Genomic DNA, 21,182 nt, shown 5'->3' with positions numbered 1-21,182 from the left:
CACGCTTAAATTATTTATAATCAATAATCTTGCAAAGCTTGTCTGTTAATTCTTATTATTATATCTTTTATTCTACTCTGTTCCGCTTGTTCATATCTCATTTCTAATTCTTTCGCGATGTTGTTTGGCAGATAAGGAAACCTTGGATTTTTCTCAATAACAAATTTAACCCCTTTATTTCTGAGTATTTTGGCATAGTCTTTTCCATCGTCGCCAAGTCCGCCGAGTACTATAATAGTTGTTTTATCGTCTGCGTATTTGACAAGCGATTCAAATAACTTTGATATCGAAGGATGTACCTTATATTCACTCTCAACAGAATTCAAAGTATTTTCCGAAATGAAAATTATATCTTTACCGCCTTTTGGTAAGTATATTTCATTTTTTATAGGAGTTGGTTGATCAACGATTTTTACTATATGTCCTGTCTCAATTTCGATGTGATTTGCAAACGTTTCCATAGCACTACTTGTAAAATGGATACATATAATTACTGGAATATTAAGCTTTTCGTTTATTTTCAAAAGGTTTACTGCAACATTAGGGCTTCCCGCGGAACCAACAATTATAAATTTGTAATTGGCTTTATTAAGCATATTGTTTGAACTTTCCATTTTTTCACATCCATATACATAAAATTATCCTACCAATTTTTCGATTAATCTCAGCAATCTCTCTGGTGATTCTTCTTTTGATAAATAAGCATCCGCACCAACTTCGAGTCCTTTTGCTAATTGTTCTTTAGAAAGTGTGCTAAACAATATCACTGGTAATTCTTTTTTTATTTGTTTTATTCTCCTTGTGGTTTCAAAACCATCTATATCTGGCATTTCCACATCGCAAACAACAACATCGCAATTTGAACTCTCAACATAACTTATCGCTTCTGAACCATTTTTGGCTTCTATTACCTCGTAACCAAAAGCTTCCAAGAACTTAGATACAACACTTCTTGTAACGACAGAATCGTCAACGAGTAAAACATTGATTTTCTTTGTTTTTTTAACTTCTCCTTCTCTAAATGAATCTATATCGATTATAGGTAATGGATAAACATAAACATTTTTGACAAAACCCTTTACAGATGGATAGCTTTCACTACTTACTTGCCCATCGAAAATGCCAACTATATTATCTACGAAAATAGCTCTATAATTTCGGGTTATTATTCCAAATCTTGGATTCGAGGATTTGTACACTACATCGCATACCTTATCTTTGTATTTAACTTTACCATCAATTGCTTTTAACTTCGTAACTATCTCAAGCACGTCTTGTGTACTTATACAAAATTGTTGCCCATCAGCTTCAAGAACGAGTACTTTAATAAGGAATGATTTCACTGGAAAGTGGATTATAAACCGTGTCCCTTTTCCCGGTGTAGTAACAAACTCCACATCACCACCACGTGCCATGGCAAAATTCTTGACAGCGTCAAGTCCAACACCTCTACCAGCTGTACCATCAGCTTCTTCTTTTGTTGAAAATCCGGGCACAAATATAACATCTTCTGGTCTTAAGTGTCCAAGGTTTCTCTCCATGGCTTTCTTTCTTACTTTTTCAAAGTCTATCCCTTGACCATCGTCTTCTACCTCTAAATAGAGTTCATTATTCAGCACATAACTTCTAATAGTTATTACACCTATTTCGTCTTTTCCAATTTTTTTCCTTTCATCAGGCGATTCTATGCCATGAGATATCGAATTTCTAACTAAATGAACAAGTATATCAATTAAAGCTTTCGAATCTTTCTTCTCAACCATTTCATCACCAATCTCAAGGTTTAATCTTACTTTCTTTTTTGCATTCGTTGCCTCCTGAACAATTAGTGTGTCGAAGTTCAAAAGAATATTTCGAAGCTTAGTATAGTATAATTCTTGGATAGTGGAAGTTAATTTGGACTTCGCCAAACGAATAATCCTAAGTGCACTATTTATATCTCCACGCATTAAGCTATTTTCCGTTGTTAGAGCCATCGATAAAAATTCTTGAATATCTTCGACAGATAAAGCTCCCTGCTCTTTAGAAAATATAGTTGTTTCAGCCTCTTTCTTTCCTTCTAACCTATCGATTAAATCTTGGACTTCTGATTCTGAAAGGTCGCCATCACGCTCCAAAAGAGGTGGTATTATCGATAATAGCCTTGACAAAAATTCATCTGATAATTCACCTTGTCCAGCCAAATAACTTTTGAAGTAATCTTCGATTTTATGGAATAAATCTTTATAACCAACAAGTCCAACAAGACTTGCTGACCCTTTGATAGTGTGAAATAATCTGTATATATCATTTATCAACGCTCCATCTCTCGATTCAAGGAAGGATTTTATGTCATTTATTGATTCATTTCCCTTCTCACGAAGTTCCTCAAAAAACATTTCTAAGAAGTCCATAAAATCAGCTCCTTTGGTAATTTTAAATTATTCGATAATCTCATATGTTCCCTCGTCTGTCTCAAGCATTTTCTTACCTGATTCGTGATAAAGTTCGTTTCCAGAAACGAGCGTTATCTTTCCGGTTCTATAAGCAATATTATCGAGAACCACAATAAATTTTCCCTCATCAATATTTTTGACTGGTATTATTTTCTTATAATCTATAAAACCATCATAGCCGTGGAATTTGTAAGGAGTGACTAAATCGAAAGATACAATAGTTTTTACATTACTTTTTCTCACCGCATACTTTCCACCGATAACTACGAAATCCGCTTTTTGAGAATCAATCTTAGTCTTTTTTTCTTCTTTTTCCTCTGACGAAATCACTCTTGCTTCAATAGGTAACTCCACGTTATGAATATTGTATACGTAATAAAACTCTCTGTCTTTTTGCACAACACCTATGTATTCAGATATCGATTCAAATTTAGACCCCTTTTGTATCGGTAAGTTGGGTGATATAGGTATAATTTCGCCTTCTATTTCCTCAATCACTCTTGTAACTCCAAAAGCATACTTTTGGAGAATAATAAAGTACTTTAAAACAGGAGAAGACAACTTTGAATGAGTAACGATGGGGTACAGGAAATTACCATGTTCCGCAAAACCAAAAATAATATCCTTTTCAGGGCCCGAAATAAATTTTTCACTTATACCACTGACAAGAGATTTTTCTATCGCTATCTTTATGGAACCTTTATCATACTCAATTTCACATGCGTAGAACTTTGCCATTATCACCACGCTCCATTTTAAAACATCTTAAATTATTCAAATTATTTTTTTCGTCCTAGCCTTTCCAAAAGATGTTTCAACTGCCAAACTTCTTCATCGTAGTGATTTAAAAACATCGCTTTTTTAATTGAATCAAAAGCTTTCTCAAACATTGAAAGCTCATACTCAATAAGTGATTTGTATTTCCAAACAAGATGTTCTGTTGGATATTTTTTAGCAAGTGATTCGATTTTCTTATAGGATTCATCATAGAGCTTGTTTTCAATCATATGTTCGATTAATCTTAATTCCTCTTCAAAATTTTGTGACTTAACAATATTTGTAATTTTTTCTGAAATTTTTGGAATCTTTTGTGGTTCGCTTGAAATTATTTTAGAACTATTTTTATCAACATCTTTGAGAATCTTCTCTGGTTTTTTGATGCTTTCTGGAGGCAAATTTCCTTTCTTTTCTTTTGTTTTCACATGTTTGATTTTTCTCAGAATCGCGCTAGTGTCGTCAAAAACTTGCTCAAAGTAATTGTAAATTTCAGGAAAGTATTCGCCGCTACCTATTACCGAATACCCATCATCGTTAAGAAGATTCAATATTATATTTAAAACTTTTTCCACATTATCAAGATATATGAAAACCCTTCTGATAAAAATTATATCAAATTTCATGTTCATTAATGCAGAACAGTTTCCTATATTGCAAACTTTAAATGAAGTATTTTCTTTGTATTCATCCTTTATGCAATATTTATCTTCATATTTAACAAAGTACTTTTCAATTTCGTGTTCTGAAAGAAACCTTATACTCCAAAATCTGTAACAACCATTGATTGCTTCTTCTATCCTTTGATGATTTACATCAATACCTAATATGTTATACTCAACCCCCATTTCTTTTGCGATTATCGATATGGAGTAAACTTCTTCACCCCTAGAACAGCCAATTGAAAGGATATTCCATTTCGGTTTTGACTTCAGAATACTTTTAAGCTTTTCAAACGTTTTCTTATCTCTAAAAAAATAGGATTCTCCTATCGTCAGATTTTCAATAACGAGTAATTCAAAAAGCTCCTCAGGAATTTCATCGATGGGGATACTTGACATTCTTTCAATAAATCTATTCAATCTTCTCTCTTCAACTTTCATACGGTGTTTTTTTAACACCTCAACGATGCGAGATTTGATTTTAGAAACTGTTTCCAAATATTACACCCCCGAAGATGAAAAATATCATGTTAAAATAAAATTAATCCCACATTTACACTTTTATTATAACACACTTTGTGTTATACTAAGTAAATGAATTTTGATTAAAAATAGAAATTAATAGGGGAGGAAAATTATGCTTAATATTCGCAACACTAACAAAAGTATAAAAGTCGGGGTTATAGGATATTCCGGTTCGATTAACGAAAGCCCAGTAAAGGAATTGGAAAATATTTGTGTCAAACTTGGTGAAGAACTTGGAAAAAGATATGTTGTATTCACAGGTGGAAGAGACGGTGTTATGGAACTTGTTTGTAAAGGTGTAGCGAATGTTAATGGTTTTTCTGTAGGAGTATTACCTTGGGAAGGTTCAGACTCGAATGAGTATAATTCGTTAGTTATATCCACTGGTCTTGATTTCCAAATGCGTTCTTTTATACTCGTGAAAAGTGTAGATGTTGTAGTGTCCATAGGTGGTGAAATTGGTACCGCCGTTGAGATTTTAGCCACTTATGCCAATAAAAAACCCGTTATATTACTCAGGGGAACAGGTGGCTGGACAGATAGAATATCGAAAGTACTTATAGACGATAAATATCTTGATAACAGAAAAATGGCGCCAGTATACCAAGCTTGGAGTGTGGAAGAGGTCTTGGATATAATAGAAAAAATACAAAAGTAAATAGATGTTATCTGTGGGGGTGTAGTATGCTTAAATACGCGCCTGTAGTTATTGTTACGCTATTCTGGGGGATGTCTTTTGTCGCGACTAAATTTGTAGTAAGCGTTTTTCCACCATTCCCAGCCGCACTTTACAGGTTCATAATAGCGCTTCTGGTATTGTTTCCATTTACTAAAAATAAAAAAATAAAGGATATAAATGCTTTCTGGGCTGGTTTTTGGGGAATAACTATGTATTTTGTCTTTGAAAATACCGCACTTGTGTACACTAATCCAACAAATGCGGCTGTAATTGTATCAAGCGCGCCTATTTTGTACGTACTGTTCACACACTTGGTACATAAGACTAAGACAAATATTTACCACTACATAGGTTCTATTATAGCGTTTTTAGGAGTTGCCTTAGTTATCCTAAACGGAAGGCTTTTAGAACTCAATCCCTTAGGAGATATCCTTGCTTTTGGAGCAGCATTCTCATGGGTAGCTTACACACATTATGTTATGAAAATGGAAAATCACGATGGTATCGACCAGATATTTTCTATAACATTTTGGGGTGTCGTTACACTAATTCCGTTTTCGCTTTTTCAAGATATGACACCAATAATTGAAACAAAAAGTTTAATCGGCCTTATTTATCTTGGAGTCATATGCTCTGCTGTTGGATATTTCCTTTGGAACAAATCAATAGTGTTAATTGGTGATAGAAGAACAACAAACGCAATATATTTCATTCCCGTTGTGACTATTATATCAGAGAACATACTCATAAAACCAAATTTGAGTTTGTATAATATAATTGGTGTAATAATGCTAATAATTGGATTATATATTTTCGAAAGGGGAGAGTAGTATGGCAAAAAACGATTTAGGAATTGACCTTGGTACAGCGAATTTCATAGTTTATCAATTAGGAAAGGGTATAGTGTTAAATGAACCCTCAGTTGTCGCAATCGAAAAGAAAACAAACAAAATTTTAGCAATCGGTTCTGAGGCAAAAGAGATGCTTGGCAAAACACCTGAAGATAAGATATTGGCAGTGAAGCCCATGCGTGATGGGGTGATAGCTGACTATACAATCATCTCAAATGTACTGAAATATTTTATAAAAAAGCTCAACAAGAGTATGTTTTTCAAATGCAACATGGTTATAGGTATTCCAACAAAAACAACAAGTGTTGAGCAAAGAGCGGTCTACGATGCCGCTTTGAAAGCAGGCGCAAAAAGGGTACACATTGTTTTAGAACCAACAGCAGCAGCAATTGGAACAGGCTTAGATGTCATGAAGCCTATGGGAAACATGGTTATAGATATCGGCGGTGGAACAACAGATATCGCAGTTATAAGTCTTGGTGGTATCGTTGTTGGTGATTCGATAAAATTGGCTGGTAATGCCTTGGATGAAGCAATAGTAAAAGGAACAAGAAGAACCTTTGGATTGATAATCGGTGAATCAACTGCAGAGGAGATAAAAATCAAAATAGGAAAAGTTCACCCAGATGTAGAAGATTTAGAATTGGAGATTAAAGGTAGAGACGCGGTAACAGGATTACCAAGAACAGAGATAATAAATTCGACCGACGTTTACAAAATGATTAAATCTGTTATCGAAAATATAATCTCAAGAATCAAACTTGTTCTTGAAAAAACTCCGCCAGAACTCTCAGCAGATATAGTCAAACATGGAATAGTCCTTACGGGTGGTGGCGCATTGCTTAGAGGTATAGACAAAGCCATAGAAGAAGAAATAGGAGTACCTTGCAAAATAGCAGATGAACCTCTACTGTGCGTAGCAAAAGGAACAGGAATACTACTTGAAAATGAAGAGTTATTGAAACATGTAGCAGTGACATATGAAAAATAAATATAATCTCATAGGAGCGTGAGTAAATTGTACAGAGGGGTATACACGGCAGCGATGGGAATGTTAGTAGATATTACAAAAATCGATACATTATCAAATAACCTTGCAAACGTTGAGACAAACGGCTATAAAGCCGATACCCCTACTTTTAAAGCTTATTTTAATAAAGAAATAGATAGAATAAAACCAGAACCAGAAAACAGAAGAGTAGAGGTAAAAAAGATAGGCAATCTCGAACAGGCTGTTATTTTAGATGAGGTTAGAACGAACTTCTCTCAAGGTATTCTTGAACAGACAAATGTACCTTCACATATCGCAATTAATGGTGATGGCTTCTTCGCAGTAAGAAAAGCAAATGAAATTTTCTACACAAGAAATGGTGAATTTATTAGAGATAGCAATGGTAGATTAGTTAACACACAAGGTAATTATTTACTCAATCAAAATGGTCAAGAAATAGTCGTTCCGGAAACCTTTTCAATAGATGAAGCTGGAAATATATTAGATGAAAACGGGAATGTAATTGATAGAATAGCTGTTTACGCTCTTAGTAATCCTAGAAAGATAGGCGATACTTTATTTACCGGTCAGCCACAGAACTTACCTGAAGACAGTTTTAGGATTTTACCCGGCTATATAGAAAAATCTAATGTGAACGTAGTAAGAGAAATGGTAAAGATGATAGAAGCGCACAGACACTACGAAGCAACATCCAAAGCTATAGTTGTCCACGATGAACTTCTCAACAAAGTAATCAATAATGTTGGAGCATTAAGATAGGAGGGAGTTAAATGATTAACAGCCTTTACACAGCAGCGACAGGTATGTGGACACAGCAATTTAAAATGGATACTGTATCAAACAACATAGCAAACGTTGACACAGCCGGGTATAAAAAAATTAAAGCAGAATTTCAAGATTTGATTTATAGCTATTCAAAGAATGCTGGCGCAGCGACAGCTCAAAATTCAACAACTCCAACAGGCATATACGTTGGTCATGGTGTCAAGCTTGCCGCAACGACTAAAATATTCACACAAGGAAACCTTGAAAATACAGGTAACGCACTTGACTTAGCGATAACAGGCGATGGATTTTTCCAGATACAACTTCAAGATGGTAGAATTGCCTATACAAGAGATGGACAGTTCAAATTGGACAGTCAAGGAAGGGTAGTTACCGCAAATGGTTTACTTCTTTCACCGGCAATCGTCGTTCCACAAAACGCGGTTTCGCTAACAGTTTCGCCAGATGGTATAGTCTCTGTTGAGCTTGCCGATGGCACAATTCAACAGCTCGGTACAATAACACTTGTAAGATTTGTTAACCCAGCAGGATTGAAATCCATAGGCGATAACTTGTATTTGCAAACGAACGCAAGCGGCGAGCCAATTGAAGGTGTTGGCGGTCAGGACGGCTTTGGTACGATAATGCAAGGTTACGTAGAAAAATCAAACGTTGATGTTGTCAAAGAAATGGTTGACATGATTACAGCAATGAGAGCTTATGAATTTAATTCAAGATCGATAATCACGGCAGACCAAATGCTTCAAACAGCAAGTAACTTGAGAAGATAATAGATTAATCTAAAAAAGCATTAAGAACAAAAAATCCCCGGGGAATCATACACCTGGGGATTTATTTATTTTTCTCAAGAGTATGGTATAATAAACGATAGTTTAGAATTACAAATAATTTGGAGGTGAAATTTTGAGCGAAAACAACGAAAATTTTGAAAACAGAGAGCGTGAAGAATTGATAGAACGCATAATAAACGAAAAAGGTCCTGACGCTTTTGACGATATGCTAAAACTTCTCGATGACGAAGATGAAAATGTTAAAGAAATAGCAACTGAAGTATTGTACAGACTTGGTGATAGCGTAAGACCAAAAATAGAAGAATACGTAAAAAAAGAAGTCTTACGTGGCGAAAAAAATAATATGAAACTACTTTATCTTATCGATTTACTTGGCGATATGGGCGCGAAAAATTCTGTAAAAGACATACTAAAGGCTCTTGAATTGTACGACTTTGAGGAGGCTCAGATTGTAATATACGAAGCATTGGCAAAACTTGGCGCAGGTGAACAATTTTATCCTTTATTAAGATACATGCTCCTTGAAGGCGAGGAAAGATTTGCTTTAGGTCCACAAATTGCAATAGCTATGTCTTATCTTGACATACCAGAGATTATACATGATTTAGTCCAAGCGATAGATAGCTCAGACTTTTCAGGAGAGGACCTCGAAACCATCAAGCAAGCTCTGAGCAACGTAATTAACACAAGGCCATCGTACAAAGAAATACTTATAACTTTAGTAGGTGAAGAAAATTTCGAAAAATATGTATTATAGATAAAAAATTAGAATCGAGAAGGGGTGTGAGTGGCTTGATTTGGGTAGCAGCTATCGCAGGTTATTTCATTGGTTCTATCCCATTTAGCTACATAATTCCACGTTTGCGTGGTATAGATATAACAAAAGTTGGCAGTGGAAACGTAGGTGGAACAAACGTTTTAAGAAATCTTGGTACAGGTTACGGCGCACTTGCGATGTTTCTCGATATAATGAAAGCAGTTGTAGCAGTTCTTATTTTCAAAAATCAAGGTGAAAACGCAATGGTCATGGCTGGCGCTATGTCCGTTTTCGGCCATTGCTACTCCCCGTTTGTAAAATTCAAAGGTGGAAAAGGAGTGGCTACAACTCTTGGCTCATTCTTTGCCATCTTCCCTCAAGCTGGAATGTTCGCTTTGGGCATATGGATTGCTATTGTGGCTTTAACACAATATGTGTCATTAGCTTCGATAATAGGTCTATTGGCAGGTACTATCTTCACACTCGTATTTGGCAAAAACTACTGGATTATCTTCCTTGCACTTACGCTATTTTCTGTATATAGGCATAAAGAAAACATTAAACGCCTATTAGAAGGTAACGAAAGAAAGACAAATGTTGTTGATTATTTCTTAGGTTGGATGGATAGGAAAGATAAAAATAGCGCAAAATAATTAAAAAGAGAGGCAGATATGAAGTACGCAACTTTCAAAAGTTCTATGAAAGCTAAATCAAATTTGGTTATATTATTCTTTGCTTTATTTTACTTAATCTTGCTACCAACCAAATCACTTGCGGTTATAGATGAAGAAACCGCAAGAAATTATTTTTCACAGTCGCTAATTCAAATGTATCAAGGTAATTTCCAGAAAGCATATGAGCTTTCTAAACAAGCTCTCTCTGGAAGGGTATATGTCAATGAGATAGCAAATTTCTGGTTTTTGAGAGGCAGGCTTGCAATTGCAAATGGACTTATAGACAAAGCAATAGAAGAATTTGGTACTTTTACACAACTTGTAAAAAATGATGATATAGATAACATATTAGAAAAGGTAAGGTACTTTAGAAACATTAATTTATCGCCTTCAAAGAACTTTGAACTTAAATATATCGGTAATGCGAGTGGAATAATAAAAGGCATCGAATATTTTCAAACACCTGTTAGTGTTGCTGTCTATGGAGATTCTTATTGCGTACTCGATAGTAAAAACAGAAGAATAGTATATTTCAAAAATAATCGAATGACAAACATAAAAAAAGTTTCGCATAATATAAAGCAGATAATATTCGATCGCAATGGCTCACTTTACTTGGTTAGCGAAAACGCGATTTATAACGATTCAGAATACGAATTATTGAAAGGCTTACGTTCACCGATAGTCGCTGGATTTGACAGGAACGGTAATATGTATATAGTTGACTTTGACAGAATAGTTTTGTTTAATGTTTATTCCAACAATATCACTGAACATAAGCTCCAAAAAGTAACCCCTGCATTAGATGCTGAAATAACAATAGACAAACTTTACATATTGAACGGATTAACTCAGGAAATAGATATATACGACCTGAAAAACTTTTCAAAAATTCAGTCGATAAAATTATCAGAGAAGATTTGGAATTTTGAGGTAACACCTTACGGTGACATAATATACCCGGGCAAAGACGGTTTGATAGCTAACGACCAAAAATTCGACATAAAAGGAATAGACCTCATTGAATACAGCTATCCAAACCTTTTCGTTATGAAATGGAAAAATAAGCAAATTGAGCATTATGTTCTAAAAGATGATAAACCACTATTTGTAAATATCGAAAGGTTAGAGTTTGATGATAACTTTGTTTACGCATACATTAGTGTCGAAGATTTATTCGGTGATGAAGTACACTATATCCAACATTCCCTAAGCATCTTTGAACACGATGTATATGCTCCAAGCGATGTGTACAGTAGTCAGATTACCCCAAAATACATAACTCTAAAAGAATGTAAAGGCGAGCTAACGATTTATAGATTGCAATCATTAAGAGTCTTGGGCAACTGCCCGATACTCACCAAATTTACAGGCGCACCAACATACCAAAAAGCAATTGAAAACTCAAAAAAACTCATTTGGATTGCTCAGTGGAACTATCTCAGACCAATTCCGCCAGGAGTGATAAAGGTGTCAGCTCGTGTAAATTTCAAGAATAATGTCTACTACGATACAGTATTTTACACAAGCACACTTATAAAATCAGAAGAACTCAGGAAAAAGTAGGAAAATAGGGGGAAAAGCAAATTTGACAAAAGAAGAGATATACAAGCAGTTAGAGGAAGCTGTTAAATTAACAGAATCTGGTAAAAATAAAGAAGCTATGGAAATATACGAAAAACTTCTGGAATATGAAATTCCAGAAGTGTATAATAATATTGGAAATTTGTACAGAAGAGAAGGATTGTTAGGAAAAGCCATTGAAATGTACAAAAAAGCGATTCAAATATCTCCAGATTTTGCTTTAGCTTATTTTAATCTCGGTTGTGCTCTTATGGAACTTGATAAATACAACGAAGCAGTGATGTTTTTTGAAAAATCAGAAAGACTCGGTATGAAAAGTTTTGACCTTGATGTACAACTTACCCTTTCATATATCGGTTCCGGAAATTTATCGAAAGCAAAAGAAAAGATGAAGGACGAAAGAGTTCGGAACGAAGTTTCAAAATACATAGATGGGGGAATAAAATTATGATAAATTTTGCTTCTTTGGATCTGAGTTACATAAAAGATTTAATATCTTACGTAATAACCAATTGGTATGTTATCTTGCCCGTTGCAGTTTTTTTCTACCTCTTACCAAATATAGTAGAGCCGTTAACAATATTTGGATTGGGCTTTTTACTGGGAGCTGTTTATGTACAACCTTTAGTTTTTAATCTCGTAGGGAAGTTTTATCCACAGATTGTCACTTTTTTTAACCAAAATAGTACATTAATTATAATCCTTTTTGCCATATTATTTGGCATCATTTTATATGGTCTTTACAAATCCCTAATCTTCATCGGAAGTATGGCATTAGCATTTGTGGGAGTTCTTTTTATTTTCAACACATTTGCTGGTCCTGAATTTGGGTGGTATATTAGAATTGCCGTAGGATTAATAATTGGCATAATTGCAGGCAGTTTTTCGGTCAAAAACAGCGCAAAATTTGTTGGTTTTGTGGCAGTTGCTGTTTCTTCCTTTGTGATTTCTGTTGTTTCACTCGCATTTATAAAAAGCTATCTGTTTAAATTTAACGATTTTATTTTTCTTTGGGCAATTCTTATCTTATCACTCATAATTTTCTTCCTGCGAATAAATTTATTGTGGAGGAAGGATAAATGAAAAAAATCCTAAATTTCTTAAGAACGCTTTGGCTTTTAATAGGTGGTTTTCTTTACATATTTGTTTATGGTATTATCGTTTTATTAATTGGCTTTTTGCTTGGGAAAGAGGAAGGGAGAAAATTTGTCTTAAAACAAATAGAGATATTCGGTCGAGCTGCTTTCAAATTGCTTGGTGTAAGAGTATTTTCTTGCGGAAAAAAGCCAGATATAAATAGAAATTACCTAGTGGTTTGCAACCATCAAAGCATACTTGATATACCACTTGTAATAGGTTACGTCGGTCCTACACCATTTATCGCAAAAAAAGAACTTGGAAAATTTCCAATGATAAATGTATTTTTGAAATACCTTGGTAGCGAGCTTATAGACAGAGGAAACATAAGGCAAACAGCGTTGACTATAAGAGAAGTCATGAAAAAACTAAATGAAGGTTATCACTTTGTAATCTTCCCAGAGGGTACTAGATCTCCCGATGGAGAAGTACACGAATTCAAACCGCGTAGTCTTGAAATAGCCATGAAAGCTAAAGTCCCAATCTTACCAGTATCAATATGGGGAAACCATTTGGTTATACCTAAGCATAAATTAATCGTAAATTACAACAAAACAGGCATACTTATACATGACCTCGTCTATCCTGAGAACTTTCAATCTGAGGAAGAATTAAGAAAGTACGTTGAGAATACCATAAAAGATGGTGTGGAAAAACTGAAAGAGGTGATAAAAAATGAAAAAAGCGACTGTTAAGGCCCTTGTACTTGACAAAGTGTCAAATACTCCTGTCGTTTTACTGGGGATAGAAAACACAAAAAAGATTCTTCCGATTTGGATTGGCGCTTGCGAAGCGAGTACCATGGCAATCGCTATAGAAAAAGTACCTTTCGACAGACCCCTTACACACGATTTAATGTTAAACATAATAAATGAAGTTAGTTTGAAGATAGAAAGATTTGTAATTCACTCCATAAAAGACAACATCTTTTACGCGAAAATAGTCTTAAGGGATTTAACACTTTCAGAACAAGACATATCAGAGGGTGTTAATCCATTTATAGAAATAGACGCAAGACCATCTGATTGCATAATCCTTTCGTTGAAAACAGGAGCACCACTTTACGTCACAAACGATATTATCGCAAGCGAAGCAATAGACCTTGGTCATCTTGACCAATCCGATGAAGAATTCAAAAAATTTGTTGAGAATTTAGATATAAACGAGTTCAGAAAATTGTTAGACGGTGATACAAGCGGATACGGAGAATAAAAAAACATAATAAGGGGGTAACTATGCCAAAGATTTTTGAAAACATAAAAAATATCTTTAAAAACATATCTAATAAAATTTTAAAGAAAAAAATCCCCCAAAAAGAAGGCATCGAGTCTTCTAAATCTTCCAATGGAACTAACAATTCATTAGATCAAGAGAAATCAAAAAGTACAAAGCCGAAATTCGAATTTCGGCAGATATTCTCTGCAATTAAAAAATTCCCAAAGTACCTTTGGTCACATAAGATACTTTTAATTTTAACATTAGCAGGTATCACACTGTTATCTATAGTCATCATTTTATCATCAAAACCATCAGATAAGGAAACCGTCATTTCGGAAGGAACTCAAACAGTTCAAAATTTTGTTATCTCAATTCCCAGTGGAGCTTTCCCATATGAAAAATCATTTAGGGTTAAGATACCTCCTCAACAGAGTCTTCAATCTATTTTGAATACTGGAAATTTCGCCAGCCCAATTTATGAAATAATTCCCAGTGATGAAAGATACGATATGGCAACACTACCAATAACTCTCAGATACTATTTCCCATCATCGCTCATTGGGAGCAACGATGCAAATTCGCTATCATTTGCCGCGATAACCAGCGATGGAAAAGCATACAATATAATTCCGGGGAGTTATATAGGTAAAGATGAAAATGGGTACTACGTCGAATCTAATTTATTCGTAATTCCACGTTGGATTGGTGTCGTTTCTACACCAGGCCAAACTCTCAAAACAGGTATTTTAGAAATTTACAAAACAATTTCGGCCGAACCAACGCTTCTTATAGTTCCGGGAAGCGACCCCGGTTTTTCCGGATATTTCGAATCAACAAAAGTATCAGGTATTTCTCTGTGGCAAAGTGTTTTCAAAAACAGGTCCATATTAATTTACAAATACCCATTGAACGAAGTTAGATCGTACAACTACACAACACTATTTAATTCTTTTAAAAATGCCAATCCACTACCAAGTGCAATTATATTCGAAGCGGAAAGATTAGCAGAACAACTAAAAAAGTATTCTAATATCCAATTCGACATACTTGCTCACGAAATCGGTGGGTTAATTGTTTACTACTGCCTCTCAAAGCACCCAGAAATAAAAAATGTACGCAAGGTCGCTTACATTTCAACGCCATTTTATGGAACAAACATAGCAGACCCAAGGCTAGCTGTTTCTATATACCCAGCGAAACCATCCGCAGCTGAGACGCTTTACAACATCCCACAATCAATTATCGCTTCTATGCAAAGTTATTTAAAATCTTACATAGAAGGTGTCAATATTTATTATTCTGATTTAATACCAAATTCCGAGTTTTTAAAATCAATGAGATATTTACCATACAGAACAGATATAGAAACAACCGCGTACATGGGAAACACTCCACCAATGTCCATCGATGTAACTTCGAGCCTTTTAGAAAGACTTTATCCCGAATTAGTATTGAACCTCGGTGATGGTGTTGTCTCAAAAAATTCCGCAAGAATGCCTTACATGACATTGAAAATATTTAATGGTAGTTGGAATAATTTCTATGTAAGTGATGAATTCATACAAGAATTGAAACAATTTTTTGAATATAAGTTACCGGAACTACCATCTTACAAAGACGATACATTCTCAGAAAAAGTGACGAGCGATAAAGAGAAAGTCTTTGAGAGATTCCTCTCAGCTGAGCAAGTTCAACAATTCCAAATTGATGAGTGGAAAATTACCGATAATCCTTACATAAAATTCATCCAAACACTCCCATTTACAGGCAATCAAATAGCAGTTTACGGTGGTATTATATACACAGCCGATGAGAAAGGATTATACGTCTCTGGAACAAAAGTATGGGATGAAAGTATCTTAAGATTGAAAGAAACAATCGACGGTATAAGCTACATGACTCAAACGAAAATATTCTACAGAAAACTCGCGGATACAATTAGTTACAATTCAACATCAGCAGATGATTCTTTAGCAACAAAAGACTTCGCAATATTCGCAAAACCAAGACCAAACGAAAAAATTGATTTTGTTGACGAAACGGGTAATTTGATAATAACTTTACGCGGTGTGTACGGCAAAGTCATATATGACGGTAATGAAATAATACTCATGACCAACCGAGAAATATACCGATACTATTACGGAATAAAATACACCGCTCCCGTTGGGCTTTACAAAAGCTACGACATGACATACGCTATAGTTGTTGACGATTACGTTATAGCAACCACACGCGCATATGGCTTGCTTGTATTCAACAGAGCGGGGAATTACGCCTACACCGGCGAAGGATGGGTTGGAAATCTTAAGCTTTACAAATCCGGAAAATATATTGTCGCTGTTGGAGACAACTTTATTACACTCATCGACTTTGAAGCCAAAAAAATCGATAGATTTGTTGAAAATGTACCAGGAGTCGTATACGATGCAAGCGTGTGGGAAGATAAATTGTATATTATGACAAGCGAAGGAGTATTGTTATACAAGATTGGATGATAATTAGATAGTCCAATACAAATCTAAAAGACGAACAGGGAGGTTTAAAAATGCTACATCTATTCCTAGCACATTTTGTCGCAGACCACGGTTTCACCGACAACACAAAGATAAGGACCTACAAAGGTTACAAACTCATTGAACACATCATCTGGTCGTTATTTGCATTACTCGCATTCACATTTGACACTCTGTTGAAATCTACTCGAGGAATCATAGTACTTTCCATTATGGCTATTATTCATGTCTCAGGAGATATTTTAAGAACAAAAATAAAAAATGTAAATTACATACACATGCTGGAATTATCTGAACTTGTAATTGCACTGATTCTAAATTATCTTGTTGCAGATTTATTTGTTTATTCATACATATCAAAAGAATTCGCTATATACCTTCTTGGAATGGCAGTAGTAACGATGGCTGTAACTTACTTTTTCAGAAACTTTTATCCAAACGATCCACAATACAACGATTTAGACGGTATATCCGAACGTTTGGCATTCTTCGTATTCTTCTTGGCAAATAATTATCTTTTCGCATTTCTTTCTTTAGTGCTTGGATTCCTGTACAGACTTTGGAAAGTAAAAAGATTTTCTCACACTTGGTGGCTCAGCCCATTATTTGGAATAGCAATAACAATTATATGGAAAATATGGATTTATCAATAAACTATTTGAATTATTAATGGAGGTGTCTTAGGGTGAGAATTTCATTAGAATGGTTGAATGAATATATCGATGTTTCACGCGAAGAAGTACTTGAGAAACTCCCAAAACTTGGGTTCGATATCGACGAAAATGGACCAGTATTTCCGATAAGCGGTCCAATCGTTGTTGGAAAAATTGAAAAAGTTGAAAAACATCCAAACGCGGAAAAACTCGTCGTATGCACAGTTAATATAGGCAGTGAATACAGGACAATCTTAACGGCTGATGTATCCGTACAAGCAGGGAAATACGTTTACGTAGCACTCGAGGGCGCAAAACTTGCAAACGGCGTTGAGATACAAAAAAGAGAAATGCGTGGAATATTCTCCGAAGGAATGCTTTGCTCGTTAGAAGAACTCGGACTTGAAGAAAAAAGCGAGCATGTATACACAACGGATGAAGAATTACCACTTGGCGAAGACGTTATTAAAATCCTTGGCTTATCAGATTGGTACTTCGAAATGGAAATTACACCAAACAGACCAGACTGCCTTTCTTATTTCGGTGTAACAAGGGAACTATCGGCAGGTTTTAAGAGAACGCCAAGATTTCCAATTCCAAGCGTAAAAGCCTCCGGTAATAATAAAGTCGATATAGAAATAAACACTGACGGATGCTGGAGATACACCGCAAGGGTAATAAACAACGTTAAAGTAAAGCTAAGCCCCATGTGGCTACAAAAAAGATTAATCGCTTCAGGCTTAAGACCAATTAACAACATCGTTGATATAACAAATTACGTGATGCTTGAAACAGGACACCCTGTACACGCATTTGACCTATCGAAATTAGCGGGAAAAATAGTGGTAAGAGACGCCAACCCTGGCGAAAAAATGCTTCTATTAGATGGTAAAACATACGAATTTTCCGGTGGTGAAGTACTCATAACCGATGGTGAAAAATTACTCGCGCTTGGTGGAATAATGGGAGGAGAAGAATCTGGTATATCGGAAACAACAACAGATGTCCTCCTTGAAGTTGCAATGTTCGACCCAGTACGTATCAGAAGAGCTTCGAGAAAATTAGGTGTCTCCTCTGATTCATCGTACAGATTTGAAAGAGGCGTAGACTTCGACGATGCACTTTACGTAATAGAAAGACTCTCAGAATTAATCCAAAAACTCGCTGATGGAGAACCATCAGCTGAAATCGTTGACGTATGGAAAAAGAAACTCCAACAAAAAGTCATCTTCGTTCCAAAGCACTTCCCAAAGAAAGTACTTGGAATAGAAGTTAAACACATTGGAGAATACATCGAACCGCTGGGGTTTGAAATAGAAGAAGAAAAAGAAGGATACCAAGTTTACGTACCATCATTCAGATATTTTGACGTATCTATCCCAGAAGATATAATGGAAGAAGTTGGGAGAATACACGGATACGACAACATGCATGCCGAACCACCAAGGATGCTTGCTATTGAAAAAGGCAGAAGCCAAATCCAAAAACTCAGATACGAACTAAAACAACTTTTAACAAGCTTCGGTTTCAACGAAGCAAACACACTTTCATTCACATCAAGTAAACTCATAGAAAAATTCGAAATCAATGGAAAAGGACTCCCTGTAAGTAACCCGATAATATCCGATTTCGACACAATGAGACCGAGTATCCTCTATGGTTTACTCGAATCGCTTTCATACAATTACAAAAGACAGATAAAAGACGTTAGACTATTCGAAGTAGGTAAAATATTTAACGTAAAAGATGGAAAACCATTTGAAGAAGAAGCACTCGCTTTCGTAGCCACCGGCAGGGAATCTGTAAATGATTACACCGACAAAAGAAATATATCTTTCTATACATTTAAAGGTGTTATCGACGAAATCTTATTAAGATTTGGCGTTGAAGCACAATTTGAAAAATACTCAAAGAAAGGCTTTATACCAACAAGATGCGCATTGATAAAATCCCATGGAAAAGATATAGGATTCTTAGGCATGCTTGAGCCAGAAATAGCTGACAAACTCTACGATGTAAAAGACGAAATATACGTTGCTGAGATATACCTTGAGAGACTCTACGAATCGGCAAAAACTCAAAAAACATACAAAGCCATACCACAATTCCCATACATAAGAAGAGATGTTTCATACCTCATACCAATTGGACAGGAAATCGCTGGAATTCTTGAAATATACAAATCAAACCCACTCGTTGAGGAAGTCGGTATCGACGATATTTACAGACAAGTTGGTGAAGGACATTACAGTGTGACCATATACGCAAAATTCAGACATCCAGAACGCACACTCAGTGACGAAGAAGTAGATATGGCAATCGAAGACATCAAAAAACAAATCAAAGAAAAATTCGGAGTGAATCCAAGATTTTAATGTGAACTCCAAAACCCTGAAGGGGGATGGGTTAATATGAGCAAATTCGAAGAAGGGAGAAAATTTTTAAAATCAAATTGGGAAGAATTAGAAAAATTCACAAGTGACCAGAAAAAAGGTATGTCAATGCCACCTTTTGAAAAACCTGTTGAAGAAGGGAGCATTCTAATCGACCTTCCAACAGTCAAACACCTTGGAACGAAAACAGTCTCTGAAGCGATAGAAAATAGAATGAGCCATAGAAAATACACAAACGAACCACTGACAATCGAAGAATTGGCTTATCTTCTTTGGGCAACACAAGGGATAAGAAATATAACGCCAAAAGTGGCATTTAGAACGGTACCTTCTGCAGGATGCAGACATCCATTTGAAACGTACATATATGCTATAAACGTACAAGGACTTGAAGAAGCAATTTACAGATACTTACCCATTGAACACAAACTTGTGCTCCACAAAAAAGAACCGCACCTTAGAGAAAGAATAATCAGAGCCGCGCTTGACCAAACATTCGTTGGAACAGCAAGCGCGGTATTCATATGGACAGCCATACCATACAGAACAGAATGGCGTTACGGTCCAGCCTCACACAAAGCAATTTTACTTGACGCTGGTCACGTATGCCAAAACCTTTACAGCTTTTAGCATACCTATTAGGGATTGAAACATTGCTCATCAGTCAAATTGTTATCTATGATATAATGCTTTTAGCATACCTATTAGGGATTGAAACATTGCTCATCAGTCAAATTGTTATCTATGATATAATTAACCAACTGCTGGGCCGTGTTCATTCTCATCTGTGGCGTGACCGACTTAATCTTATTTTGGTTATAGCTCAGCAGGTCTTCTACAGACAAAGATGGATTATTAAACATCCTCAATTGTTTTAATAATAAATTCGCATATTTCTTACCTATTATGCCTTTCAAGATTTCAAAACCATATTTATCCATGATTCGCTCATCAATACATTGGAACAATTTAGCCGCTCTCATATGGGCTCTCGGAGTTGGCACTATCTCTGGAAGGTTAAAATCTGAAGGCATTTGAAAGACTGAAGAGTCAAGTTTGTAAACACTCTCAAGCGCTCTAATATACATCTCACCCTTGCCGCTTACATTATTAAGCGCGTACATCTCCCAATCATCAAACTTGTTAACTACTTTAAACCAAACAAACCTGTCGATATACGCTTGGTCAATAGTCACATTCACTTCGTATTTGTCTGTTTCCGGATTCATCGCTGCGGCAAGCCATGTGCCTTCTGGTAAAACATGAGTATTCAATCTTCTATCTAATAAAAGTTGCATAATAGCCGCTCTGACAGTCTCATGCGACCTATTAATCTCATCCAAGAACAAAATGGTATTTCCGTCTTTCGGCCACCATTCTGGTCTTAACCAGATCGTTTTATCACCGTCTCTTGTTGGCATACCAATTAAATCACCAGGTTCCATTTGAGATAAAGATAAGACTATTACTTCCCTATTGTACTTTCTCCCAATCGACCTTATTACCTCCGTCTTACCCACTCCAGCATGACCTACAAGCATTGGAACTTCACCAGCAGACATTATCGCTGGTAGTATTTCAAATAATTCGCTTGTTGTTGCCATAAGCAACATACCTCCCCATATTATTTAATATTGTTTAATTTACCTAAAAATATGGGCAAAGTACTTTAAAAGTCCTGTTGAAAGGCGCAGGCAATATTCAGAGGGCAAATTGTTTATTGAAAATGGTGGAA

21 protein-coding genes are annotated in these 21,182 nt (G+C 35.5%); 16 read left to right on the top strand and 5 right to left on the bottom strand.

Translation table 11 applies throughout. The annotated features are described in order from the left end of the window. Nucleotides 1-20 precede the first annotated feature (20 nt). The 4 genes from AS161_RS08970 to AS161_RS08955 are packed head-to-tail and all read right to left on the bottom strand — an operon-like array spanning nt 21 to nt 4,369. Nucleotides 21-614 carry a chemotaxis protein CheB gene (locus tag AS161_RS08970; RefSeq protein ID WP_164542560.1) on the bottom strand — a complete coding sequence of 198 codons (594 nt, stop codon included), beginning with the start codon at nt 612-614 and terminating at the stop codon, nt 21-23. 24 nt (nt 615-638) lie between these two features. After that, nucleotides 639-2,393, bottom strand: a complete 1,755-nt coding sequence (locus AS161_RS08965; protein ID WP_164542559.1) for a response regulator — start codon at nt 2,391-2,393, stop codon at nt 639-641. A gap of 27 nt (nt 2,394-2,420) precedes the next feature. Then, complete coding sequence (locus tag AS161_RS08960; protein WP_011994081.1) at nt 2,421-3,173, bottom strand: hypothetical protein; 753 nt, start codon at nt 3,171-3,173, stop codon at nt 2,421-2,423. Nucleotides 3,174-3,214: 41 nt separating this feature from the next. Next, nucleotides 3,215-4,369 carry a CheR family methyltransferase gene (locus AS161_RS08955; protein ID WP_164542558.1) on the bottom strand — a complete coding sequence of 385 codons (1,155 nt, stop codon included), beginning with the start codon at nt 4,367-4,369 and terminating at the stop codon, nt 3,215-3,217. A 139-nt stretch (nt 4,370-4,508) separates the two neighbouring features. On the opposite strand from AS161_RS08955, the gene AS161_RS08950 reads away from it, so the two are divergent. The 16 genes from AS161_RS08950 (at nt 4,509) to AS161_RS08875 (ending at nt 20,077) form a co-directional block, all read left to right on the top strand. Next, on the top strand, nt 4,509-5,054 hold the full coding sequence (locus AS161_RS08950) for a TIGR00725 family protein (protein WP_011994083.1): 546 nt from the start codon (nt 4,509-4,511) through the stop codon (nt 5,052-5,054). Between the two features lie 26 nt (nt 5,055-5,080). Then, on the top strand, nt 5,081-5,905 hold the full coding sequence (locus AS161_RS08945; protein ID WP_164542557.1) for a DMT family transporter: 825 nt from the start codon (nt 5,081-5,083) through the stop codon (nt 5,903-5,905). A gap of 1 nt (nt 5,906) precedes the next feature. Beyond that, nucleotides 5,907-6,917, top strand: a complete 1,011-nt coding sequence (locus tag AS161_RS08940) for a rod shape-determining protein (protein ID WP_164542556.1) — start codon at nt 5,907-5,909, stop codon at nt 6,915-6,917. A gap of 18 nt (nt 6,918-6,935) precedes the next feature. Beyond that, nucleotides 6,936-7,697 (top strand): flagellar basal-body rod protein FlgF, encoded by a 762-nt coding sequence (gene flgF, locus AS161_RS08935; RefSeq protein WP_346774428.1) that lies wholly within the window; start codon nt 6,936-6,938, stop codon nt 7,695-7,697. 11 nt (nt 7,698-7,708) lie between these two features. Beyond that, complete coding sequence (gene flgG / locus AS161_RS08930) at nt 7,709-8,494, top strand: flagellar basal-body rod protein FlgG (protein ID WP_011994087.1); 786 nt, start codon at nt 7,709-7,711, stop codon at nt 8,492-8,494. 133 nt (nt 8,495-8,627) lie between these two features. Beyond that, the gene (locus AS161_RS08925) at nt 8,628-9,272 is read left to right on the top strand and encodes a hypothetical protein (RefSeq protein ID WP_164542554.1); all 645 of its coding nucleotides are present in this window, start codon (nt 8,628-8,630) and stop codon (nt 9,270-9,272) included. Between the two features lie 26 nt (nt 9,273-9,298). After that, nucleotides 9,299-9,925, top strand: coding sequence for a glycerol-3-phosphate 1-O-acyltransferase PlsY (plsY, locus tag AS161_RS08920; RefSeq protein ID WP_164542553.1), 627 nt, complete (start codon nt 9,299-9,301; stop codon nt 9,923-9,925). Nucleotides 9,926-9,943: 18 nt separating this feature from the next. Continuing rightward, nucleotides 9,944-11,512 (top strand): hypothetical protein, encoded by a 1,569-nt coding sequence (locus AS161_RS08915; protein WP_164542552.1) that lies wholly within the window; start codon nt 9,944-9,946, stop codon nt 11,510-11,512. A 22-nt stretch (nt 11,513-11,534) separates the two neighbouring features. Further along, entirely contained in the window at nt 11,535-11,981 is a 447-nt protein-coding gene (locus AS161_RS08910; protein WP_206518810.1) for a tetratricopeptide repeat protein, read from the top strand. Continuing rightward, a complete protein-coding gene (locus AS161_RS08905; RefSeq protein WP_164542551.1) occupies nt 11,978-12,613 on the top strand; it encodes a hypothetical protein in 636 nt (211 codons plus the stop codon). The genes AS161_RS08910 and AS161_RS08905 overlap by 4 nt, the downstream gene beginning before the upstream one ends. After that, on the top strand, nt 12,610-13,362 hold the full coding sequence (locus AS161_RS08900; RefSeq protein WP_011994093.1) for a lysophospholipid acyltransferase family protein: 753 nt from the start codon (nt 12,610-12,612) through the stop codon (nt 13,360-13,362). The genes AS161_RS08905 and AS161_RS08900 overlap by 4 nt, the downstream gene beginning before the upstream one ends. Then, complete coding sequence (locus AS161_RS08895) at nt 13,343-13,879, top strand: bifunctional nuclease family protein (RefSeq protein ID WP_164542550.1); 537 nt, start codon at nt 13,343-13,345, stop codon at nt 13,877-13,879. The genes AS161_RS08900 and AS161_RS08895 overlap by 20 nt, the downstream gene beginning before the upstream one ends. A 23-nt stretch (nt 13,880-13,902) precedes the next feature. Further along, on the top strand, nt 13,903-16,383 hold the full coding sequence (locus AS161_RS08890; protein WP_164542549.1) for a hypothetical protein: 2,481 nt from the start codon (nt 13,903-13,905) through the stop codon (nt 16,381-16,383). 50 nt (nt 16,384-16,433) lie between these two features. Next, complete coding sequence (locus AS161_RS08885) at nt 16,434-17,054, top strand: hypothetical protein (protein WP_164542548.1); 621 nt, start codon at nt 16,434-16,436, stop codon at nt 17,052-17,054. A gap of 32 nt (nt 17,055-17,086) precedes the next feature. Further along, entirely contained in the window at nt 17,087-19,429 is a 2,343-nt protein-coding gene (gene pheT / locus AS161_RS08880; protein ID WP_164542547.1) for a phenylalanine--tRNA ligase subunit beta, read from the top strand. A 36-nt stretch (nt 19,430-19,465) separates the two neighbouring features. Further along, the gene (locus AS161_RS08875; RefSeq protein WP_164542546.1) at nt 19,466-20,077 is read left to right on the top strand and encodes a SagB/ThcOx family dehydrogenase; all 612 of its coding nucleotides are present in this window, start codon (nt 19,466-19,468) and stop codon (nt 20,075-20,077) included. A gap of 74 nt (nt 20,078-20,151) precedes the next feature. Here the strand turns inward: AS161_RS08875 and AS161_RS08870 are convergent, their stop codons facing one another. After that, nucleotides 20,152-21,051, bottom strand: a complete 900-nt coding sequence (locus AS161_RS08870; RefSeq protein ID WP_049751011.1) for a MoxR family ATPase — start codon at nt 21,049-21,051, stop codon at nt 20,152-20,154. Nucleotides 21,052-21,182 lie beyond the last annotated feature (131 nt).

Origin of the sequence: Fervidobacterium sp. 2310opik-2 (assembly GCF_011057735.1) — a bacterium.
Taxonomy (GTDB): Bacteria; Thermotogota; Thermotogae; order Thermotogales; family Fervidobacteriaceae; genus Fervidobacterium; species Fervidobacterium nodosum.
Note: the sequence above shows the minus strand (reverse complement) of the source record. Positions and strands in the feature narration are given on the sequence as shown.

What these genes read in the sequence shown, in the direction of transcription:
- AS161_RS08940 (WP_164542556.1), top strand. Translation starts at nt 5,907, where the DNA reads ATGGCAAAAAACGATTTAGGAATTGACCTTGGTACAGCGAATTTCATA.
- AS161_RS08870 (WP_049751011.1), bottom strand. Translation starts at nt 21,051, where the DNA reads ATGGCAACAACAAGCGAATTATTTGAAATACTACCAGCGATAATGTCT.
- AS161_RS08970 (WP_164542560.1), bottom strand. Translation starts at nt 614, where the DNA reads ATGGAAAGTTCAAACAATATGCTTAATAAAGCCAATTACAAATTTATA.
- flgG (WP_011994087.1), top strand. Translation starts at nt 7,709, where the DNA reads ATGATTAACAGCCTTTACACAGCAGCGACAGGTATGTGGACACAGCAA.
- AS161_RS08950 (WP_011994083.1), top strand. Translation starts at nt 4,509, where the DNA reads ATGCTTAATATTCGCAACACTAACAAAAGTATAAAAGTCGGGGTTATA.
- AS161_RS08890 (WP_164542549.1), top strand. Translation starts at nt 13,903, where the DNA reads ATGCCAAAGATTTTTGAAAACATAAAAAATATCTTTAAAAACATATCT.
- AS161_RS08905 (WP_164542551.1), top strand. Translation starts at nt 11,978, where the DNA reads ATGATAAATTTTGCTTCTTTGGATCTGAGTTACATAAAAGATTTAATA.
- AS161_RS08960 (WP_011994081.1), bottom strand. Translation starts at nt 3,173, where the DNA reads ATGGCAAAGTTCTACGCATGTGAAATTGAGTATGATAAAGGTTCCATA.
- AS161_RS08885 (WP_164542548.1), top strand. Translation starts at nt 16,434, where the DNA reads ATGCTACATCTATTCCTAGCACATTTTGTCGCAGACCACGGTTTCACC.
- AS161_RS08875 (WP_164542546.1), top strand. Translation starts at nt 19,466, where the DNA reads ATGAGCAAATTCGAAGAAGGGAGAAAATTTTTAAAATCAAATTGGGAA.
- AS161_RS08900 (WP_011994093.1), top strand. Translation starts at nt 12,610, where the DNA reads ATGAAAAAAATCCTAAATTTCTTAAGAACGCTTTGGCTTTTAATAGGT.
- AS161_RS08965 (WP_164542559.1), bottom strand. Translation starts at nt 2,393, where the DNA reads ATGGACTTCTTAGAAATGTTTTTTGAGGAACTTCGTGAGAAGGGAAAT.
- AS161_RS08945 (WP_164542557.1), top strand. Translation starts at nt 5,081, where the DNA reads ATGCTTAAATACGCGCCTGTAGTTATTGTTACGCTATTCTGGGGGATG.
- AS161_RS08915 (WP_164542552.1), top strand. Translation starts at nt 9,944, where the DNA reads ATGAAGTACGCAACTTTCAAAAGTTCTATGAAAGCTAAATCAAATTTG.
- AS161_RS08895 (WP_164542550.1), top strand. Translation starts at nt 13,343, where the DNA reads ATGAAAAAAGCGACTGTTAAGGCCCTTGTACTTGACAAAGTGTCAAAT.